The sequence below is a fragment of the Alteromonas sp. BL110 genome (assembly GCF_003443615.1).
Taxonomy (GTDB): Bacteria; Pseudomonadota; Gammaproteobacteria; order Enterobacterales; family Alteromonadaceae; genus Alteromonas.
Genome location: NZ_CP031967.1, coordinates 3,933,572 through 3,950,159, shown reverse-complemented (window position 1 = coordinate 3,950,159; position 16,588 = coordinate 3,933,572). Strand labels below are relative to the sequence as shown.

The following is a 16,588-nucleotide window of genomic DNA, read 5'->3' as shown; positions in this document are numbered from 1 at the left end:
AGTTATCTTGAGGTTATTTAGATAATTAGCATAATACGAATTAAGTCTATCTAAATAAATGCAACGCAGGTTCTGAGTGCTCACACTTATCAACTGTTCTCAATATTAAAGTTAAACCATAATACCTGAGTCCGATCCCCTTAAAAATCTAACGTAACGCTACGTGAATGAAATTATATTTTGTGAGGTGTAGCACACCAGATTTCACGTAGCGCACGATTCAATTTATCACGCCTAAATCAAATTATCTGAGCGGTTTTAAATCAAAAGTACCGCTGTAAGTTAAGCGTTCACACACAAGCTAAAAACGAAACGCTGAGCTAACACAGCAGCCACGCATAAAAGTTCGTAAGTAATTACAGCCAACAAAGCATCCGAATAGAGCGACATCATCGCCCTAATCGTCCATATACCTAATTACGCATAATGTATATTATGTTAAATAGAGTATTGAAGTAGATATAAAAAGCTCGCACGAAACATAACGCTATCCCGCTGAACTTACCTTCTACGTGTAATTCACTTTTTCCTCGTTTAAATAGAATTATGACCAGGTATTTATACGATAATGATTATCACAGAAATTAAATATGTTGGGTTTGAAACTGCGATTGTTTTTAAAACTTAATAGGCAGCTTATCCTAATTTGCCTATTTTTATAAAAGCGTCATCTTTATTATCTAGCGCTGTTTATATCTATTCCTTCTGTCTGTATTTCTTCTAGCGGAAAAATATGCTTTACGCGTATTTAAGAAGCTCTGTACGTAAAAAATAACGTCCATGATAAATGGCCGTTATTTTTAATTAACTATAAAAACTGAGCCGCTGTAATGCTTAGCAGAATTTTTGTTCGATGTATTTTTTCAATAAATAAGGAACTTACAAAAGTCATTTCGAATAATATAAGTAAAGTAACCAAAGCGTATCTATTTAGGATTAGAGCTAAATTTAGGTATTTAAAGGCTCTCAATTGCTGGTTGCTGTTGTGTGACTAAAAATAACTTTCCTAAAGGATTAGTTTAACTAGCACTTAAAATATGTAGTACGTATTTTAGCTGCCACGTTTATTTTGAGCGCAAAGGTAGAAGTACTACTTACAAAACTATCGCCTATTCTTCTTCGTAAGTGTGAAAACTTAAGTTATCTCGTTTAGACTAATCGCTGCTAGCGGCAAGCTCCAATGCTTTTTATAGGCATAATATTCTGACGCTGAACACAGATTTCAGGGCGATGCATTTAAGTATTGCTGCTCATTTTTCGGGCGACGCTACGTGAAATCTGACGTGCGATTAGGGGTATTGCCTTGCAGATTTTACGTAGCGCACGGTTCAAATTGGGGTGCTAATAACACAATATAGACATATAAACTGTGTTTAAGGTACAACGACAAGAGAGATACTGATTTCTCGCCTTGCAAGCTTATACATACTAAAGTTAAAACTGTTCGTATATACAGTGGTATGATAGAGTATCACACATTAAGTTGTGTAAGCACATGAATGAAAAGTTATCCTTTTCGCTCAGTAGGCGCTTAAGTTCACGCATGATAATTACAGTTATCATGCGTGAATTATCATAAATATCAGTAACTTATAGTCTTCCTCGCAATTAAGCATAATACACACATATCGTGGCTATCGGATTATTTAATGTCTTCAAAATTAAACAATTTGCACTTATCTGGGCGCAAAATGACTAAAGGCGCCACTAATGATTCTCCGATGAAAGTTACAAAGAACACTGATAAAGCAAGTTATTCCTCAGACTCAACTGCCGTTGCTAATACGGGCGATGGTTATGTTACCGAGTCCGATTCTAATGTGCAGTTTTCGACTAAGGCTACTGAGACTCGTGAAACATCATCCCTAGAGGTAAGTTCCAATGACAGAAGTTTTGAAAATTACTACCAGCAATACTATCAAGACATTTTTACCAAGCTACCTTATAACACACAGCGTGCTTATATAAGTGACTATAACGAATTTGCAATTTTTTGCAGGCAGCACGGTTTTGATGGTTTCAAAAATGATTTTGAACACAATGAAACCTGCATAAAAAATTATGTAGAAGAGTTGTGTCGTTCTCCCCTAGCCTATAGAACTATCAAGCGTCGGCTATCCGCGCTTAGTAAATTTCTAGGCGTCGCCAAGTTACCTAATCCCATTATTAGATCAGCGTACTTAAGAGACTTTATTCGACTGTCGTTAATTGAAAATAGAAAGTATAGGCTTTCACATAAACAAGCGGTTCCTCTTACTATCGATATGGTCGAACAGATTAATAACGCTATAATTCCAGATTCATTGCTGGAACTGCGCGACCTCGCTATTATTAATTTGATGTTCGATGCTTTACTACGTGCCGATGAGCTAGTGCGAGTTTGTGTTGAGGATATATCTGCTCGAAATAACACGCTCCTCGTTGTTTCATCAAAAAGTGATCAAACTGGCCAGGGCCAATATCGTTACGTTTCGTCTAGTACCATTTCTATGGTTCAAGAATATATCAATGAAGCAAACATAGACCCAAAGTCCAAAACACAAAGACTACCCTCTGATTTACGCGGTTTACACAAAGGCATTTTATTCAGGCGGCTTACGAATCATAAAACTGCACTTTTACCTTTTGACGAAAACATACCAAGTCATAAGGCTAACGTACTTAACTATTCGAGCGTATACAGAATTTGGCAACGCATTGCCCATCGTGCTGGTATAAGCGAAAACATTACACCCCATAGTGGTCGCGTCGGGGGAGCTGTTTCTCTTGCCGAAGATGGTGCGTCCTTGCCTGAACTTCAACTTGCTGGCGGTTGGCAATCACCAGAAATGCCCGGTCATTACACAAAGCAAGCGAACGTAAAACGTGGTGGAATGGCAAAATTATCGGCGAAAAGAAAACGATAAATATAAACAAAACAAAAAGATATAACCATTACTAGTTACGCGTAACTAGATTTGGCGTTTAGATTCTCATTCACCTACTCTCTTTATCATCATACCAATCTGAATTGCCATAACGTGCGTATTGATTATGCATGATTAGAATATTTTCACTAGTTTGTGTTACGACTTACACTAAGTAGTGTTGTTACAAATAAACTAGAACGCCCAGAATAAAGGAGTTATATATGAGTAGCGGTATCGATACTAAACATGGAAAATTACTCGCGGAATTGGTTGTTCCCTCTTCTTCATGGAAAGTTCAACCGGAAAAGCAAGACCCCTTTAAATCGCAAGAGGCTGCGATTGATTATTTAAAATCAAATAACGAGCCATTGTATCTTCATGTGCCCCTTGCGCAGACTGACGATTATGTTCGAATTTGTGTTACTTCTCGCGGTGATGATGTCGTATTTACAATAAAAGACATCAACGAGGGCGGTGAGACGTCTGTACATTATTCACATATAAAAAACCTAGAAAGTACCATTAGAAGTCTAGTCTTAGAATGTTGCGATAAAAAAATCAAAGCTTTTTAAAAAGGTCTTATTTGTTTATCAATCGCAGTATTGGTTTATACTTTCACAGCTAGTACGTCGGTTTTTACGCCATGTAAAACCGCATTAGCTGTGGAGCCCAGCAGTAGCCTTAGGCCGCTTTGGCCATGGGTTCCTACAACAATAAGGTCTGCATTAATTTTCTCAGCCATGTGATGAATTTCATCCGCTGGCGAACCTATTTCAACGTTTATGTGGCTGTAAGGAATATCGTGTTTTGCGGCGACATCCTTTAAGAGCCTTTGTGCCTGCTCTCTTACCTCTTCGGAAAAGTCTCTTTCTAAGAATAAACCATAAGGCTCAACATTAGTTTGTGGATAAGCGACATATAGCAAATGAACCTTATGGCTATTACCGGCTATAGCAATCGCTTTTTCCACTACAAGTTCGTGATCAGAATATATATCGATGGGTACTAGTATTGTTTCATAGCTTTGCACTTTTACGCTCCTCAGCCTTGCATTGTTAAGATCATCGCGGCATCTATCGTTTAGTACTTCACATAATAGAGCCTTACAAATATATATTCTTTGCGCTAGGTCAATGTTCAGATTGCAAACTTGTTCATACTTAGTTTATGCACATAGCTTTTTACAAACGTTAAACGTGTGAGGGGAACGATATGAAAACAATGATATTAGTTTTAGCTACGCTTTTACTCTTTGCTTGTGACCAAGGGGCAAAGTCGCCACGAGGTTTTAGTTTACCTGAAGGTAATATGGAACAAGGCGCAAAAGTATTTAAAAAGTATCAGTGCCAAGACTGTCATAGGATTGCGGGAGAAAAAGAGCGGGAGGACGCCAAGTATTTAGTGGCAGCGCCCATTCCATTAGGCGGAAGTAGTGGCCGAGTCAAAACATATGCTGAATTAGTTACCAGTATTATCAATCCCTCCCACAAACTTACACCTCGTCAGCCTGCAAGTTTTACGAGCGAAGACGGTGTTTCATTAATGCGAGTGGTGAATGACGAACTTACTGTATCTGAGCTTATTGATTTGGTTGCATACTTACAGCCTAAATATAAAGTAACGCCTTACAGAACAAGTGACTACCGCTTATACCAATTGCGTATTCCCGAAAAGTCCAATGAGTAGCAGTACCATATCTAGTTGGTAAGAACCACTAAGCCAAGCATACGAATTTCGATTCGATTGAAAACCTGGCTTAGTGGCGTTTTCCTTTTTTTGCACTTTTTTCGGCTAATTAACGACGTAATTGGCCTAGTGAAACAATTCTGTAAAAAGTACTTTTACCCTGCACCGCTCATGTGCTTATTCATAAATAAACGCTATGATACGTCCTTCGTCTCTTTTTCTATTTCAGCTAACAGGCTACAAGGCATAAAGCTTTGAGCATTTGCTTCTTTCAAATGAAGTTTAAACCTATCGGGCACGTCATCTGTGAGAAAGCTTCCCGTTTTAACTAGCGGAAAGATTTCGTCATAACGAGCGATGTTACATTGGTCAACCCGCCTAAATATATGGGTACGGTTTAACTCACTTGTTCTAATATGGCCTGTCGATGACAAGATATCCATTAGCGCATGAATAGTCTTTTTATGAAAGCGGTACACACGCTCATACTTATCTTCCACGTTTAAACCTTTTGCTAGCTTAGGGTCTTGAGTGGCTACACCGGTGGGGCATTTATTTGTATTGCAGGATAACGACTGTACACAACCAAGCGCCAGCATCATCCCCCTAGCGCTGTTACAAATATCTGCTCCCAAACTCAGATTTTTGGCTACCTGAAAGGCGGTAATAATTTTACCTGATGCAATTATTTTTATTTTGTCACGCAGACCAAAACCTGTAAGACAATCGTCCACAAAAGCGAGTGCTTCACGAAGAGGAAAGCCAATAGAATTGGTATATTCAAGGGGCGCAGCACCTGTACCTCCTTCACCGCCATCAACCGTGATAAAGTCCGGTGTAATACCTTTTTCTACCATGGCTTTGCACATGGCGATGAACTCGCTTTTTCTGCCAAGGGCAAGTTTGATTCCCACCGGTTTGTACCCGCTTAATTCTCGAAGCTGGCTAATAAAATCAACCATTTCTAATGGTGTTGAGAAAGCTTTATGTCTAGGTGGAGAGTCTACCTGAGTACCAGGTTTAACGCCCCTAATCTCCGCTATTTCTGGAGTGTTTTTATAAGCAGGAAGAATGCCGCCGTGCCCGGGCTTAGCGCCTTGGCTCAGCTTTATTTCTATCATTTTAACATTCTCAAGATTGGCTTTTTCTTCGAACGCATCAGGGTCAAAACCGCCATCCTCGGTTCGGCAACCAAAGTACCCCGTACCAATTTGCCACACAATGTCGCCACCGTTTTCCAGGTGATAAGGGGTTAACCCGCCCTCGCCAGTATTATGAGAGAACTTTCCTTTTGCTGCTCCTTTATTTAGCGCTAAGATAGCATTTTTCGACAAGCTCCCAAAACTCATGGCACTGATATTAAGCACACTAGCGCGATACGGCTTTTTACAGTGGGGGCCTCCCACCAAAACGCGAGGGTCTTCATCCATATCTTCTACTTCTCTGGCAGATAGAGAGTGGCCGATCCACTCATAACCATCTTTATAGGTATCTAGTTGAGTACCGAAAGGTATCGTTTCTCTACTATTTTTCGCTCGCTGATAGACTATAGAGCGAAACATGCGGGAAATAGGCGTACCGCCGGTATCTGTTTCTATGATGTATTGCTGGATGTAGGGTCTTAACCCTTCTACCGTCCAGCGCACTCTGCCTATTAACGGGAAGTTTTTCAAAATGGCGTGTTTAGTTTGGAAGGCGTCGTAAAGACCAAATATCAATAACGTGACAGATAAAAGTAAAAACCACCACACCGGAGCCCATAGCAGGCCAATTACTACATTAAAGGCGACCAGTAAGATGAGTATGGTTAAAATAGTTAAACGCATTAAGAGTCCTTCTTTAATTCGGCCATATTTAAACAAGATAATATGCCTATAACCCTGTTCAATACACCTCAAACCAAAAACTAGATTCACGCTAAAGGTAAGCCCATGATTTACCTATTAAATTTATACCCCAACATCAAAACTCATATATGTTACGCGTAACCATTACATCGCTAAGTGATACTTTTTTAGCTGCGAAAACAAGTCATTACGTGCTAATCTACAGCATTAAATTAGTGAGTTTACCCATTATTTGCAAATAGTGGGTTATAGATAATGTGACCTGTTAAGGGTAACGGATTTTACGTTCAACTTTTTGAAAGGTAATTCATGGAGTATGCATTTCTTCTTTTCGCATTTATATGTGGCTTATCGGTAAAACTAATTGGCATTCCTCCTCTTGTCGGCTATTTGGTAGCGGGCTTTTTATTGAACTTTGCAGGTTACACACTCACTGAAGATTTAACCCAAATAGCCAATTTGGGTATTACTATTATGTTATTTACCATCGGCTTGAAACTTAATATTCGTGATTTGAGCCGTCGTGAAGTTTGGGCAGGTAGCATTTCCCATACACTAATATGGGTGGGCGTAATAACTTGCTGCGTTTATGTAATTGGCGCAGTTGCCGCTAATTTCGTTGACGGTCTTACTTGGAAAAGCGCAGCGCTTATCGCATTTGCACTTAGCTTCAGCAGTACCGTATGTGTGGTTAAAGTTTTAGAAGAGAGCGGTGAAAGTAAGACTCGCCACGGTCGCCTCGCCATTGGCATTCTGGTTATGCAAGATGTTTTTGCTGTTATCTTTCTTGTTGTGGCAACAGGTAAGCTCCCCTCGGTTTGGGCACTGGCGTTACTTGCGTTGTTCCCTGCAATGCCCATCATCAATAAGATGATTAATAAATCGGGGCATGGCGAATTGCTCCCGCTGACGGGGTTTATTCTCGCGCTCGGTGGCTATCATTTATTTGAGTTAGTTAATATCAAAGGCGACTTAGGCGCCCTTATCTTCGGTATTATGCTAGCGCAACATGAGAAAGCGTCAGAACTTGCCAAATCATTGCTTAGTTTTAAAGACCTATTCCTGATTGGCTTCTTCCTTACCATCGGTCTTACTGCCCTCCCCGATCTAAGTATGGTCCTTCTTGCTATAGTGTTCTGCTTGTTTATCCCGTTAAAAGCTGCGCTGTTTTTCGGCTTATTTACCTCGCTACGCCTTCGGGGGCGAACCGCCTATCTAAGTAGTTTAGTGCTTTCTAACTATAGTGAGTTTGGGCTTATTGTCGGTGCCCTCGCAGTTTCCCTAGGGTTGTTAGAAAATACTTGGTTAGTGGTTATTGCTTTGGCCGTTTCCATCTCGTTCGTTTTTACCAGCGTGCTTTATCGCAATTCACACTCCCATTATCACAATCACAAACACACCATTAAACGTTTTGAAAAAGAAGAACGATTAAAAGAGGATATTTATCCAACTCTCCATAATGCAGAGTTCTTAGTACTGGGCATGGGTCGTGTTGGTCGCGGTGCTTTTAATGCACTGTCAAAATTAACAGGTGTTAATGTTTGGGGAATGGATGCCGATCGCGTAAAAGTAAAAGAAATGGCAGATGAAGGCTTTAATGTAATTTGCGGCGACGGTGAAGACGTAGATTTGTGGGATAACCTAGATATTAAGCAAGTAGAACTTGTCCTTCTTGCGTTACCTTCTATTCAAGATTCAATCAACATCACGCGACAACTTAAAAACGCAGGTTACACCGGAAAAGTTGCTGCCATTGCACGCTATGAAGATGAAGTATCTTACCTTCTAGAAAACGGCGTTGATAAAGTCTTTAACTTTTTTACTGAAGCAGGGCTCGGTTTCGCTGAAGAAAGTCTCGCTTATGCCCACGCACAACGGTAATGCTGTTCTAAATACGAACAATGGATGAATTGAGAAACATTATCGTTAGTAAATGTATGTTTTACAAGGAGATTTTGACAGTTCATCAAGTTTAGTCTACACTTTATCCAAATTCGTTAATAGGGTTTTCACAATGCAAGGTGATAAACAAGTCGTCGCAAAATTGAACGAAGTACTTACGAGTGAACTTACTTCGATAAATCAATACTTTCTGCACGCTCGTATGTTCAAAAACTGGGGTTTTTCTGAACTTAACGAAAAGAACTATAAAAAGTCCATCAAGGATATGAAGCAAGCGGACGAGCTTATCGAACGCATTCTTTTTCTTGAAGGCCTTCCTAACCTTCAAGCGTTAGGTAAGCTTTATATCGGTGAAGACACCGTAGAGATGTTGTCATGTGATGCGCGTTTTCAAAAAGAGCAGCTTCCTCTACTTCGCGAAGCTATCGCGCTATGCGAAGAGAAGCAGGATTATGTCTCTCGGGATTTGCTTGAAGACCTTCTTGAATACGAAGAAGAGCACTTAGACTGGATTGAAACGCAAGAATACCAAATTGATGCAATGGGAATTGAAAACTACCTACAAGCGCAAGTAATGGGAGATGACTAATGAAAGGTAACCAGGCAATCATCAATGGCTTAAATGAACTACTCTCTTACGAGTTAGCCGCCATGGATCAGTATTTTATCCACTCCCAGATGTATCTTGATTGGGGTATGAACAAGCTATATGAACGCATCGATCACGAATTTGACGATGAACGCGGTCACGCCACTAAGTTAATCGAACGCATGCTGTTTTTAGAAGGTACGCCTGACATGACAAAGCGTACAGGCTTTAAAGTGGGTAAAGACGTACCTGAAATGCTTGAGAGTGATTTGCGAGTTGAATACGAAGTTGACGCAAAGCTGCGTGAAGTTATCGCACTTTGCGAAACTGAAAAAGACTATGTAACCCGCGACATGCTAATTGTACTACTAGACGACACAGAGATGGATCATGCACACTGGTTAGAGCAGCAGCTAGGTCTGATAAAACGTATAGGGCTTCAAAACTATTTGCAATCGCAAATGTAAGATTTATGCCTAAAGCCTGTACATTTAGTTAGTATTAAATAAAACGGCCGTTTAAACCATGTGTTTAAGCGGTCTTTTTTATTTATAACGCTTTATTAGCTTAACTACACTCGTTGCAGCTCTTCTATTTATATAAGGGTCAAATCTGCTTACTGCTGCGTGACAAAATACAAATAGCTGGGACTGTCCATACCTTCTATATTCAGTCGCAACTGCCACTTCATTACGGGTTCACTACAACTGCCTAACATAAACCAGCCTGACCACTTTCCTTTACCATCGCTATCTAACAACACTGGAATTTTGCCCATATACATATTTACGCCTTCAATCCAAGCGCTTTCAATATTCTTCCCTTCGGGAATTAAAAGTTTAACTGTTACTGATTCTTCGGGCTTTGGCATGGTTGAAAAGGATGCAATGGCAAGCTTGTCATCAATTAAGAATTCGCAAGTTTCATTGACAAAGTTGCAGCTATTTCCTATTCCATTAACAACGCTCGTGTCTTTTAACGCCGATGACTGGAATTTATGTGCAAGGTATACACACACAGCTACAACAACAATAGCCACTAGCGGCAGCTGCGAATGTAAAATTTTTGATCGTTTATTGTTATCGTTATTTAGCATTTCTTAAATTTTGTGTATTTCTTCATTGATGGAGATCAAGCTTACGTAGTTTATGGTATCTTTTTGTAATTAAAAACCTTATCATCCGCGTACCAACTGGCTTGGAGACAATAATTATTACTCTTTCCGAGCTCGGTGTGAAGCGTTATTCCTTAGCTGATACACGTCTCGACCGTACTATTCCGGCAGTTGGAGACCATAGTTCATTTGAAGTGGAAGATTCATTAAAATGAGTGAAATAAGCCAAGCACAACCTGACTACAATTATAAAGTAGTTAGGCAATTTACCATCATGACCATAGTCTGGGGTATCATTGGTATGGGCCTAGGGGTATTCATTGCCGCGCAATTATTTGCACCTATGCTTAACTTTGACACACCATGGCTAACATTCTCACGTTTGCGTCCGTTGCACACTAATGCCGTTATTTTTGCCTTCGGCGGCTGTGCGCTATTTGCAACGTCGTACTACATCGTTCAGCGTACCTGCCAGGTAAGACTGTTCAGTGACAAACTTGCCGCATTTACCTTCTGGGGTTGGCAAGCCGTAATCGTTCTAGCTGTTATCACCCTGCCTATGGGTTTAACTAGCTCGAAAGAATACGCTGAACTAGAATGGCCAATTGATATCCTTTTGGCACTGGTTTGGGTCGCTTATATCATCAACTTCTTCGGAACCCTAGTAATCCGTAAAGTTTCGCACATTTATGTTGCAAACTGGTTCTTAGGCGCGTTCATGTTAACTGTTGCAATTCTTCATATTGGTAACAGCATGGCTATTCCGGTATCTTTCACTAAATCGTATTCATTGTATGCAGGCGCAGTAGACGCCATGATGCAGTGGTGGTACGGCCACAACGCGGTAGGCTTTTTCCTAACTGCGGGCTTCCTTGGTATGATGTACTACTTCGTACCTAAGCAAGCTGGTCGCCCGGTTTATTCATACAGACTTTCAATTGTTCACTTTTGGGCACTTATCTCTCTGTATATCTGGGCTGGTCCTCACCACCTTCATTACACTGCCCTACCTGACTGGACTCAGTCACTAGGTATGGTGATGTCTATTATCCTATTCGTTCCATCTTGGGGTGGTATGATTAACGGTATTATGACGCTATCTGGCGCGTGGCATAAACTTCGCACCGACCCAGTATTGCGCTTCCTTATTGTTTCATTGTCTTTCTACGGTATGTCTACCTTTGAAGGTCCAATGATGGCAATTAAGACCGTTAATGCACTGTCTCACTACACTGACTGGACAATTGGTCACGTACACTCTGGTGCACTAGGTTGGGTTGCAATGGTTTCAATTGGTTCAATTTACCACTTAATTCCTGTGCTATTCGGTCAGCGCGCGATGTACAGCACTAAGCTTGTTAACGTTCACTTCTGGTTCGCAACTATCGGTGTTGTTCTATACATAGTAGCGATGTGGATGTCTGGTGTACTACAGGGGCTAATGTGGCGTGCAGTTAATGCTGACGGTACCTTGACCTACAGCTTTGTTGAGTCATTAGAAGCGTCTAAGCCTTTCTATGTGGTTCGTTTCATTGGTGGTTGTTTCGTGGTAGCGGGTATGCTTGTTATGGCATACAACACATGGAAAACCGTTCGTGCACCTAAAGGCAGTATCGCTGCAGATCCAGCGACTCAGCCAGCGTAGTAAAGGAGACGAATAATGAAAAACGCACATGAGTTAATTGAAAAGAACGTCGGTCTGTTAACGGTATTAATTCTTATCGCTATCAGTTTTGGTGCCATGGTTCAAATTACGCCGTTGATGTTTCAACAGCAAGTAATGGAACCGGTAACAGGCCTACGTCCATATACCGCGCTTGAGCTTGAAGGCCGAGACATCTACATCCGTGAAGGTTGTGTAGGTTGTCACAGCCAGATGATCCGTCCATTCCGTGCAGAAACTGAGCGTTATGGTCACTACAGCGTTGCTGGTGAGTCAGTATGGGAGCACCCTTTCCTTTGGGGCTCTAAGCGTACTGGTCCAGATCTAGCACGCGTTGGTGGTCGTTACAGTGACGAATGGCACCGAGTTCACCTGCTTAATCCTCGTAACGTAGTACCTGAGTCGAATATGCCAGGTTTCCCTTGGCTAGCGGAAAACACGCTTGACGGCGAGTTAACAGCTGAAAAAATGGAAGTATTCCGTGGATTTGGTGTTCCGTATACCGACGAAGATATTGCGGGTGCGAAAGCGGCAGTACAGGGTAAAACGGAAATGCAAGCCCTTATTGCTTATCTACAGTCTCTTGGCACACATTTGAAATAATATGGATCAAGGAATTGTAGGCAGCATTTTTACTGTCATCGTCTTTGTAAGCTTCATCGGCGTTGTGTGGTGGGCGTTTAGCGGCCGCAACAAGAAAAAATTCGACGAAGCAGCAAACTTACCGTTTGCAGACGAAGAAAAAGAAAAATCAAAAGAAGATTAGCAGGAGTCTCGAACTCATGAGTATGTTTTGGACAATTTGGATTTCAGTGATAACCCTAGGGTTAATCATTGGTTGCTACTTCCTTCTTCGCTGGTGCCTTTCTAACAAGACTGGCGTAGCTGAAGGTGAGTCAATGGGTCACGAATTTGATGGTATTGAGGAGTTGAATAACCAACTACCTCGCTGGTGGACAATTATGTTCTACATGACCATCGTTTGGGGCTTTATATACCTAGCGCTTTATCCTGGCCTAGGTGCGTATGAAGGTATTTGGGGTTGGAAGAGCTCTAACCAAAATATTCAATCACTAGAAGAATCTGCTCAGGCGCGTATTGACGCAAAAGAGCAAGGCTACCTAGTAGAGTATGACCGTGAACTTGATTTTGCCGCAGAGAAGTTCGATCCGATCTTTGAAGCGTATGCACAAGTTCCTGTTGAAGAACTGGCTAAAGACCCAGAAGCAAATAAAGTAGGTCAGCGTTTATTCCTACAAAACTGCTCTCAGTGTCACGGTTCTGACGCTCGCGGTCAAAACGGCGGCTTCCCTAACCTAACGGACAACGATTGGTTGTACGGTGGTTCAGGTGCGAAAATCGTTGAAACCCTTACGCTAGGTCGTAAAGCGGCAATGCCAGCATGGCTTGACGCTATGGGTGAAGACGGTATCGAAGAAGTGGTTAACTACGTACTTAGCTTAAGCGGTCGCGATGTAGACCCACAGCTAGCCAATGCGGGTAAAGCTCGCTTCGCAGCATGTGCGGCATGTCACGGTATGGACGGTAAAGGCAACCAGGCGCTTGGTGCGCCAAACCTTACCGACAACATCTGGCTTTACGGCGGCAGCCACAGAGCGGTAACAGAGACGCTTACTTACGGTCGTAACGGTGTAATGCCTTCATTCAAGAAAACCTTGGGTGACGACAAAATTCACGTTGTTGCAGCGTATGTTTACAGCCTTTCAAATGATTAATGATTTAAATCATTAAATATCTTAAAAAGCCTCGTTACTACGGGGCTTTTTTTATGAGAAAATACAGCTATATAGACAGTGCCATTACGTACAAACTTAGCGCGCTGTAGGTGCAAATTACTAACACCATATTTATCTTTATTACACAGGTCGGATACGCATGTTCAGTAGTAATAATAGATATGTTGTTAGCGACCTTGCTAGTGAAGTAAAGACGAGTAAATAATTAAATGAATAGACCCTGGTATAAAGAGTTCTGGCCCTGGTTTTTAATTGCCGTTCCTATCATTACCCTTATTATGGGTGGCGTATTGTTAAACCTTGCTATTTCTACTGAGGATAGCCTTGTTGTAGACGATTATTACAAAGAAGGCAAAGCAATTAACGCCCGTTTGGACAAGGAAGCCATAGCCCGGCGCATGAATATCACCACAGACTTGACCATTGAAGATGGTAGCATAGCGCTGCAATTCCATTCGGGTATCCCACAAGAAGGTAACGCAGTTAAGTTAAGTTTCTATCACGTCACGCTAGAAGAGCGTGACGTCAGCGTTTTACTAAGTCGCGATGCGAATGGGATTTATCGCGGTTTTGTCGAAGAAGACTTAGATGGTAAATGGCGCATATCGCTCACGCCAATCGATGATAGCTGGAAAATTCAAAACACGGTCTATCTGCCCCACTCTGGCAAAATGAAATTCAATCCATAATGGCCAAGCACGACTGTTACCATTGCGGTTTGCCAGTGGCAGATTCCGACGATGGCAAATTTACTACTGTTATTTTAGGGCAACAGCGGGATATGTGTTGCCCAGGGTGTTTAGCGGTAGCTGAAGCTATTGTTAGTAATGGTCTTGAAGACTATTATCAGTTTAGAACCGAACCTGCCCAAAAATCAGATGATAGCATTCTAGAAACACTCGACAAGCTCAAAGTGTATGACGACCCTTCCCTTCAAGAAGAGTTCGTGTTTGAAGAAGGCCAAGATAAGCAAATTCAGCTGACCCTTGAGGGTATCACATGCGCTGCGTGTGGCTGGCTGATTGAAAAGCAATTATCGAAAGTTGAAGGCATTAAGCAAGTAGCTGTAAATGTACAAGAGCGCAGAGCACTGGTTACCTGGTCACCGTCTCAAATTAAGCTCAGCCAAATTCTGTCTACGCTGAAACGCATTGGCTATATTGGCTCACCATTTCATCCTGATGAGCACGAAGCTAGTTACAAGCGCGAACAAAAGACCTTTTTGAAAAAGCTGGGGCTTGCAGGCATTATGACCATGCAGGTTATGATGTTAATGACCGGTCTTTATTTTGACTGGTTTGGCGCTATTGAATTAGAGACTCGACAATATTTTTACTGGGTTGCTCTTACACTGACTACACCGGTTGTGCTGTATTCTGGTAGCACCTTTTACGTGGGTGCAGCTAAAGCACTTAGCGCGAAAACGGTTAACATGGATGTGCCGGTTACACTGGCAATATTTGGCACTTACATCGCCGGTATTCGCTCTACCATGCTAGAGCAAGGCGAAGTGTATTTCGAATCCATCTGTATGTTCATTTTTCTGCTGTTACTTAGCCGATTCTTAGAACACCGTAGTCGACACAGAGCCGCGCAGATTTCTGCGAATATGATGCAGTATGTGCCTGTGTCAGCGACTAAATTAATGTCAGATGGTAGCGTTGTTGAATGTCTAGCAAAGCAGTTAAAGATAGACGATGTAGTGCTTGTTAAGCCTGGTGAGACTATCCCCATTGATGGGCTGGTTACAGAAGGGAACGCTGCGGTTGATGAGTCTATGCTTACCGGTGAATTTAACCCAGTTCGTAAATCAAGCAACAGCGCTGTTTACGGGGGTACCGTATGTCAGGACGGTAGCCTCACCATTATAGTTACGCAAACTCTTAAAAATGCGTTGGTAAATCAGATTGTTAGGCTTCAAGCAAGCGCGATGGCAAGTAAACCGAAAGCCGCACAGATAGCCGATAATTTCTCTCGATATTTTGTCTCGGCGGTACTGCTTATTTCAGCGGTAACCTACGCCTTTTGGGCCTTTAACGGCAGTAATGATGCATTTTGGATCACCATTTCAGTGCTGGTAGCTACTTGCCCTTGCGCCCTAGGATTAGCCACGCCATCAGCGCTTACTTGCGCTATGGCGAAATTAAACAGGCAAGGTATTTTGCTAAAGCGTGCCGACGCCTTAGAGCAAATAACTGATATTGACACCATCGCGCTAGATAAAACCGGTACGCTTACACAAGGTAAGTTCACTATATCAAACGCCTGGTATGCTGATGGTGTCGATAGTGATAGCGCGCTATCCATCGCCCGCTCGCTGGAATCTCGTTCTGAGCACCCTATTGCTAAAGCCTTTAGCGATAATAAAGCCCTTAGCGATAATAAAGCGTTAAGCAGCAGCACTATCCACAAAGTCTCTAATTTTACGGTCACACCAGGTGGCGGAATTAGCGGTGAAATTAATGACACGCTTTTTTCCATGGGCTCTGCAGCATTCAGCGTTCACGAATCACAGTTAAAAGTCATCGATGAATTTCCTTCAGCTAACGTGTTTCTTACTGTCAAAGGCCGTATTATGGCGGCATTTGAAGTTCGAGACTCACTGCGTGACGATACCCAAGAAACCCTCGATATATTGGCAAAAAGTCATACTCTTGCAGTATTAAGCGGTGATACACAGCCAAATGTGAATTCTCTTACCGCGTCTTTACCAATTTCCACTGCGAAAGGTGGACTTACACCAGAGCAAAAATACGAAGCAGTTCAAGCTATGCAGCAATCAGGCTCAAAGGTAATGATGATGGGGGATGGCATCAATGACGCACCTGTTCTAGCCAGTGCTGATGTAGCAATAGCAGTAGGTAATGCCACTGATGTTGCAAAAACTGCCGCTGACGTGATTTTGCTAGGCGACCAATTACTCTCAGTACCTGAACTTATTCGCACATCACATCAAGTGAAGCAAAAAATAAGACAAAATATTGGTTGGTCGGTAGGTTACAACGTTTTGATCTTACCTTTCGCTGTATCAGGCCTACTTTCGCCGTGGATGGCGGTTGTTGGCATGTCATTAAGCAGTATCATAGTAGTGACAAACTCTACGCGACTTTTAGGCAAATAG

General features: G+C 41.9%; 15 protein-coding genes. 12 read left to right on the top strand and 3 right to left on the bottom strand.

Annotation, left to right across the window (positions count from 1 at the left end; translation table 11 throughout):
* The first annotated feature begins 1,649 nt into the window (after positions 1 to 1,649).
* Together D1814_RS17245 and D1814_RS17240 are read left to right on the top strand one after the other, a co-directional pair.
* A complete protein-coding gene (locus D1814_RS17245) occupies positions 1,650 to 2,906 on the top strand; it encodes a tyrosine-type recombinase/integrase (protein ID WP_118494720.1) in 1,257 nt (418 codons plus the stop codon).
* Positions 2,907 to 3,130: 224 nt separating this feature from the next.
* A complete protein-coding gene (locus D1814_RS17240) occupies positions 3,131 to 3,481 on the top strand; it encodes a hypothetical protein (RefSeq protein ID WP_118494718.1) in 351 nt (116 codons plus the stop codon).
* A 35-nt stretch (positions 3,482 to 3,516) separates the two neighbouring features.
* Here the strand turns inward: D1814_RS17240 and D1814_RS17235 are convergent, their stop codons facing one another.
* Positions 3,517 to 3,939: a universal stress protein gene (locus D1814_RS17235; RefSeq protein WP_118494716.1), complete on the bottom strand. Its 423-nt coding sequence runs from the start codon at positions 3,937 to 3,939 to the stop codon at positions 3,517 to 3,519.
* Positions 3,940 to 4,121: 182 nt separating this feature from the next.
* Here D1814_RS17235 and D1814_RS17230 point away from each other — a divergent pair, with 182 nt between their 5' ends.
* Complete coding sequence (locus tag D1814_RS17230) at positions 4,122 to 4,595, top strand: c-type cytochrome (protein ID WP_118494714.1); 474 nt, start codon at positions 4,122 to 4,124, stop codon at positions 4,593 to 4,595.
* 194 nt (positions 4,596 to 4,789) lie between these two features.
* Here D1814_RS17230 and D1814_RS17225 read toward each other — a convergent pair whose 3' ends face one another.
* Positions 4,790 to 6,421 (bottom strand): FMN-binding glutamate synthase family protein, encoded by a 1,632-nt coding sequence (locus D1814_RS17225; RefSeq protein ID WP_118494712.1) that lies wholly within the window; start codon positions 6,419 to 6,421, stop codon positions 4,790 to 4,792.
* Positions 6,422 to 6,751: 330 nt separating this feature from the next.
* Between D1814_RS17225 and D1814_RS17220 the strand changes: the two genes are divergently transcribed.
* The 3 genes from D1814_RS17220 to bfr (D1814_RS17210) all read left to right on the top strand — a co-directional run bounded on the left by D1814_RS17220 (position 6,752) and on the right by bfr (D1814_RS17210) (position 9,400).
* A complete protein-coding gene (locus tag D1814_RS17220) occupies positions 6,752 to 8,323 on the top strand; it encodes a cation:proton antiporter family protein (protein WP_118494710.1) in 1,572 nt (523 codons plus the stop codon).
* A 133-nt stretch (positions 8,324 to 8,456) separates the two neighbouring features.
* Positions 8,457 to 8,933 carry a bacterioferritin gene (gene bfr, locus D1814_RS17215; protein ID WP_118494708.1) on the top strand — a complete coding sequence of 159 codons (477 nt, stop codon included), beginning with the start codon at positions 8,457 to 8,459 and terminating at the stop codon, positions 8,931 to 8,933.
* Positions 8,933 to 9,400: a bacterioferritin gene (gene bfr, locus D1814_RS17210; protein WP_118494706.1), complete on the top strand. Its 468-nt coding sequence runs from the start codon at positions 8,933 to 8,935 to the stop codon at positions 9,398 to 9,400. The genes bfr (D1814_RS17215) and bfr (D1814_RS17210) overlap by 1 nt, the downstream gene beginning before the upstream one ends.
* Positions 9,401 to 9,549: 149 nt before the next feature.
* Here bfr (D1814_RS17210) and D1814_RS17205 read toward each other — a convergent pair whose 3' ends face one another.
* Positions 9,550 to 10,029 (bottom strand): hypothetical protein, encoded by a 480-nt coding sequence (locus D1814_RS17205; protein ID WP_118494704.1) that lies wholly within the window; start codon positions 10,027 to 10,029, stop codon positions 9,550 to 9,552.
* Positions 10,030 to 10,258: 229 nt separating this feature from the next.
* Between D1814_RS17205 and ccoN the strand changes: the two genes are divergently transcribed.
* From ccoN to D1814_RS17175, 6 genes are all read left to right on the top strand, one after another.
* Positions 10,259 to 11,692, top strand: coding sequence for a cytochrome-c oxidase, cbb3-type subunit I (gene ccoN / locus D1814_RS17200; protein ID WP_014949589.1), 1,434 nt, complete (start codon positions 10,259 to 10,261; stop codon positions 11,690 to 11,692).
* A 15-nt stretch (positions 11,693 to 11,707) separates the two neighbouring features.
* On the top strand, positions 11,708 to 12,313 hold the full coding sequence (ccoO, locus tag D1814_RS17195; protein WP_118494702.1) for a cytochrome-c oxidase, cbb3-type subunit II: 606 nt from the start codon (positions 11,708 to 11,710) through the stop codon (positions 12,311 to 12,313).
* 1 nt (position 12,314) lies between these two features.
* On the top strand, positions 12,315 to 12,476 hold the full coding sequence (locus D1814_RS17190) for a cbb3-type cytochrome oxidase subunit 3 (protein ID WP_012518547.1): 162 nt from the start codon (positions 12,315 to 12,317) through the stop codon (positions 12,474 to 12,476).
* Between the two features lie 16 nt (positions 12,477 to 12,492).
* Positions 12,493 to 13,446 (top strand): cytochrome-c oxidase, cbb3-type subunit III, encoded by a 954-nt coding sequence (gene ccoP, locus D1814_RS17185; RefSeq protein ID WP_118494700.1) that lies wholly within the window; start codon positions 12,493 to 12,495, stop codon positions 13,444 to 13,446.
* 230 nt (positions 13,447 to 13,676) lie between these two features.
* On the top strand, positions 13,677 to 14,156 hold the full coding sequence (locus D1814_RS17180; RefSeq protein WP_118494698.1) for a FixH family protein: 480 nt from the start codon (positions 13,677 to 13,679) through the stop codon (positions 14,154 to 14,156).
* Complete coding sequence (locus tag D1814_RS17175; RefSeq protein ID WP_118494696.1) at positions 14,156 to 16,588, top strand: heavy metal translocating P-type ATPase; 2,433 nt, start codon at positions 14,156 to 14,158, stop codon at positions 16,586 to 16,588. The genes D1814_RS17180 and D1814_RS17175 overlap by 1 nt, the downstream gene beginning before the upstream one ends.

Bases quoted from the DNA above. Each gene is read 5' to 3' on its own strand.
- D1814_RS17245 (WP_118494720.1), top strand. From the start codon at position 1,650: ATGTCTTCAAAATTAAACAATTTGCACTTATCTGGGCGCAAAATGACT.
- D1814_RS17240 (WP_118494718.1), top strand. From the start codon at position 3,131: ATGAGTAGCGGTATCGATACTAAACATGGAAAATTACTCGCGGAATTG.
- D1814_RS17230 (WP_118494714.1), top strand. From the start codon at position 4,122: ATGAAAACAATGATATTAGTTTTAGCTACGCTTTTACTCTTTGCTTGT.
- D1814_RS17225 (WP_118494712.1), bottom strand. From the start codon at position 6,421: ATGCGTTTAACTATTTTAACCATACTCATCTTACTGGTCGCCTTTAAT.
- D1814_RS17220 (WP_118494710.1), top strand. From the start codon at position 6,752: ATGGAGTATGCATTTCTTCTTTTCGCATTTATATGTGGCTTATCGGTA.
- bfr (WP_118494708.1), top strand. From the start codon at position 8,457: ATGCAAGGTGATAAACAAGTCGTCGCAAAATTGAACGAAGTACTTACG.
- bfr (WP_118494706.1), top strand. From the start codon at position 8,933: ATGAAAGGTAACCAGGCAATCATCAATGGCTTAAATGAACTACTCTCT.
- D1814_RS17205 (WP_118494704.1), bottom strand. From the start codon at position 10,029: ATGCTAAATAACGATAACAATAAACGATCAAAAATTTTACATTCGCAG.
- ccoN (WP_014949589.1), top strand. From the start codon at position 10,259: ATGAGTGAAATAAGCCAAGCACAACCTGACTACAATTATAAAGTAGTT.
- ccoO (WP_118494702.1), top strand. From the start codon at position 11,708: ATGAAAAACGCACATGAGTTAATTGAAAAGAACGTCGGTCTGTTAACG.
- D1814_RS17190 (WP_012518547.1), top strand. From the start codon at position 12,315: ATGGATCAAGGAATTGTAGGCAGCATTTTTACTGTCATCGTCTTTGTA.
- ccoP (WP_118494700.1), top strand. From the start codon at position 12,493: ATGAGTATGTTTTGGACAATTTGGATTTCAGTGATAACCCTAGGGTTA.
- D1814_RS17180 (WP_118494698.1), top strand. From the start codon at position 13,677: ATGAATAGACCCTGGTATAAAGAGTTCTGGCCCTGGTTTTTAATTGCC.
- D1814_RS17175 (WP_118494696.1), top strand. From the start codon at position 14,156: ATGGCCAAGCACGACTGTTACCATTGCGGTTTGCCAGTGGCAGATTCC.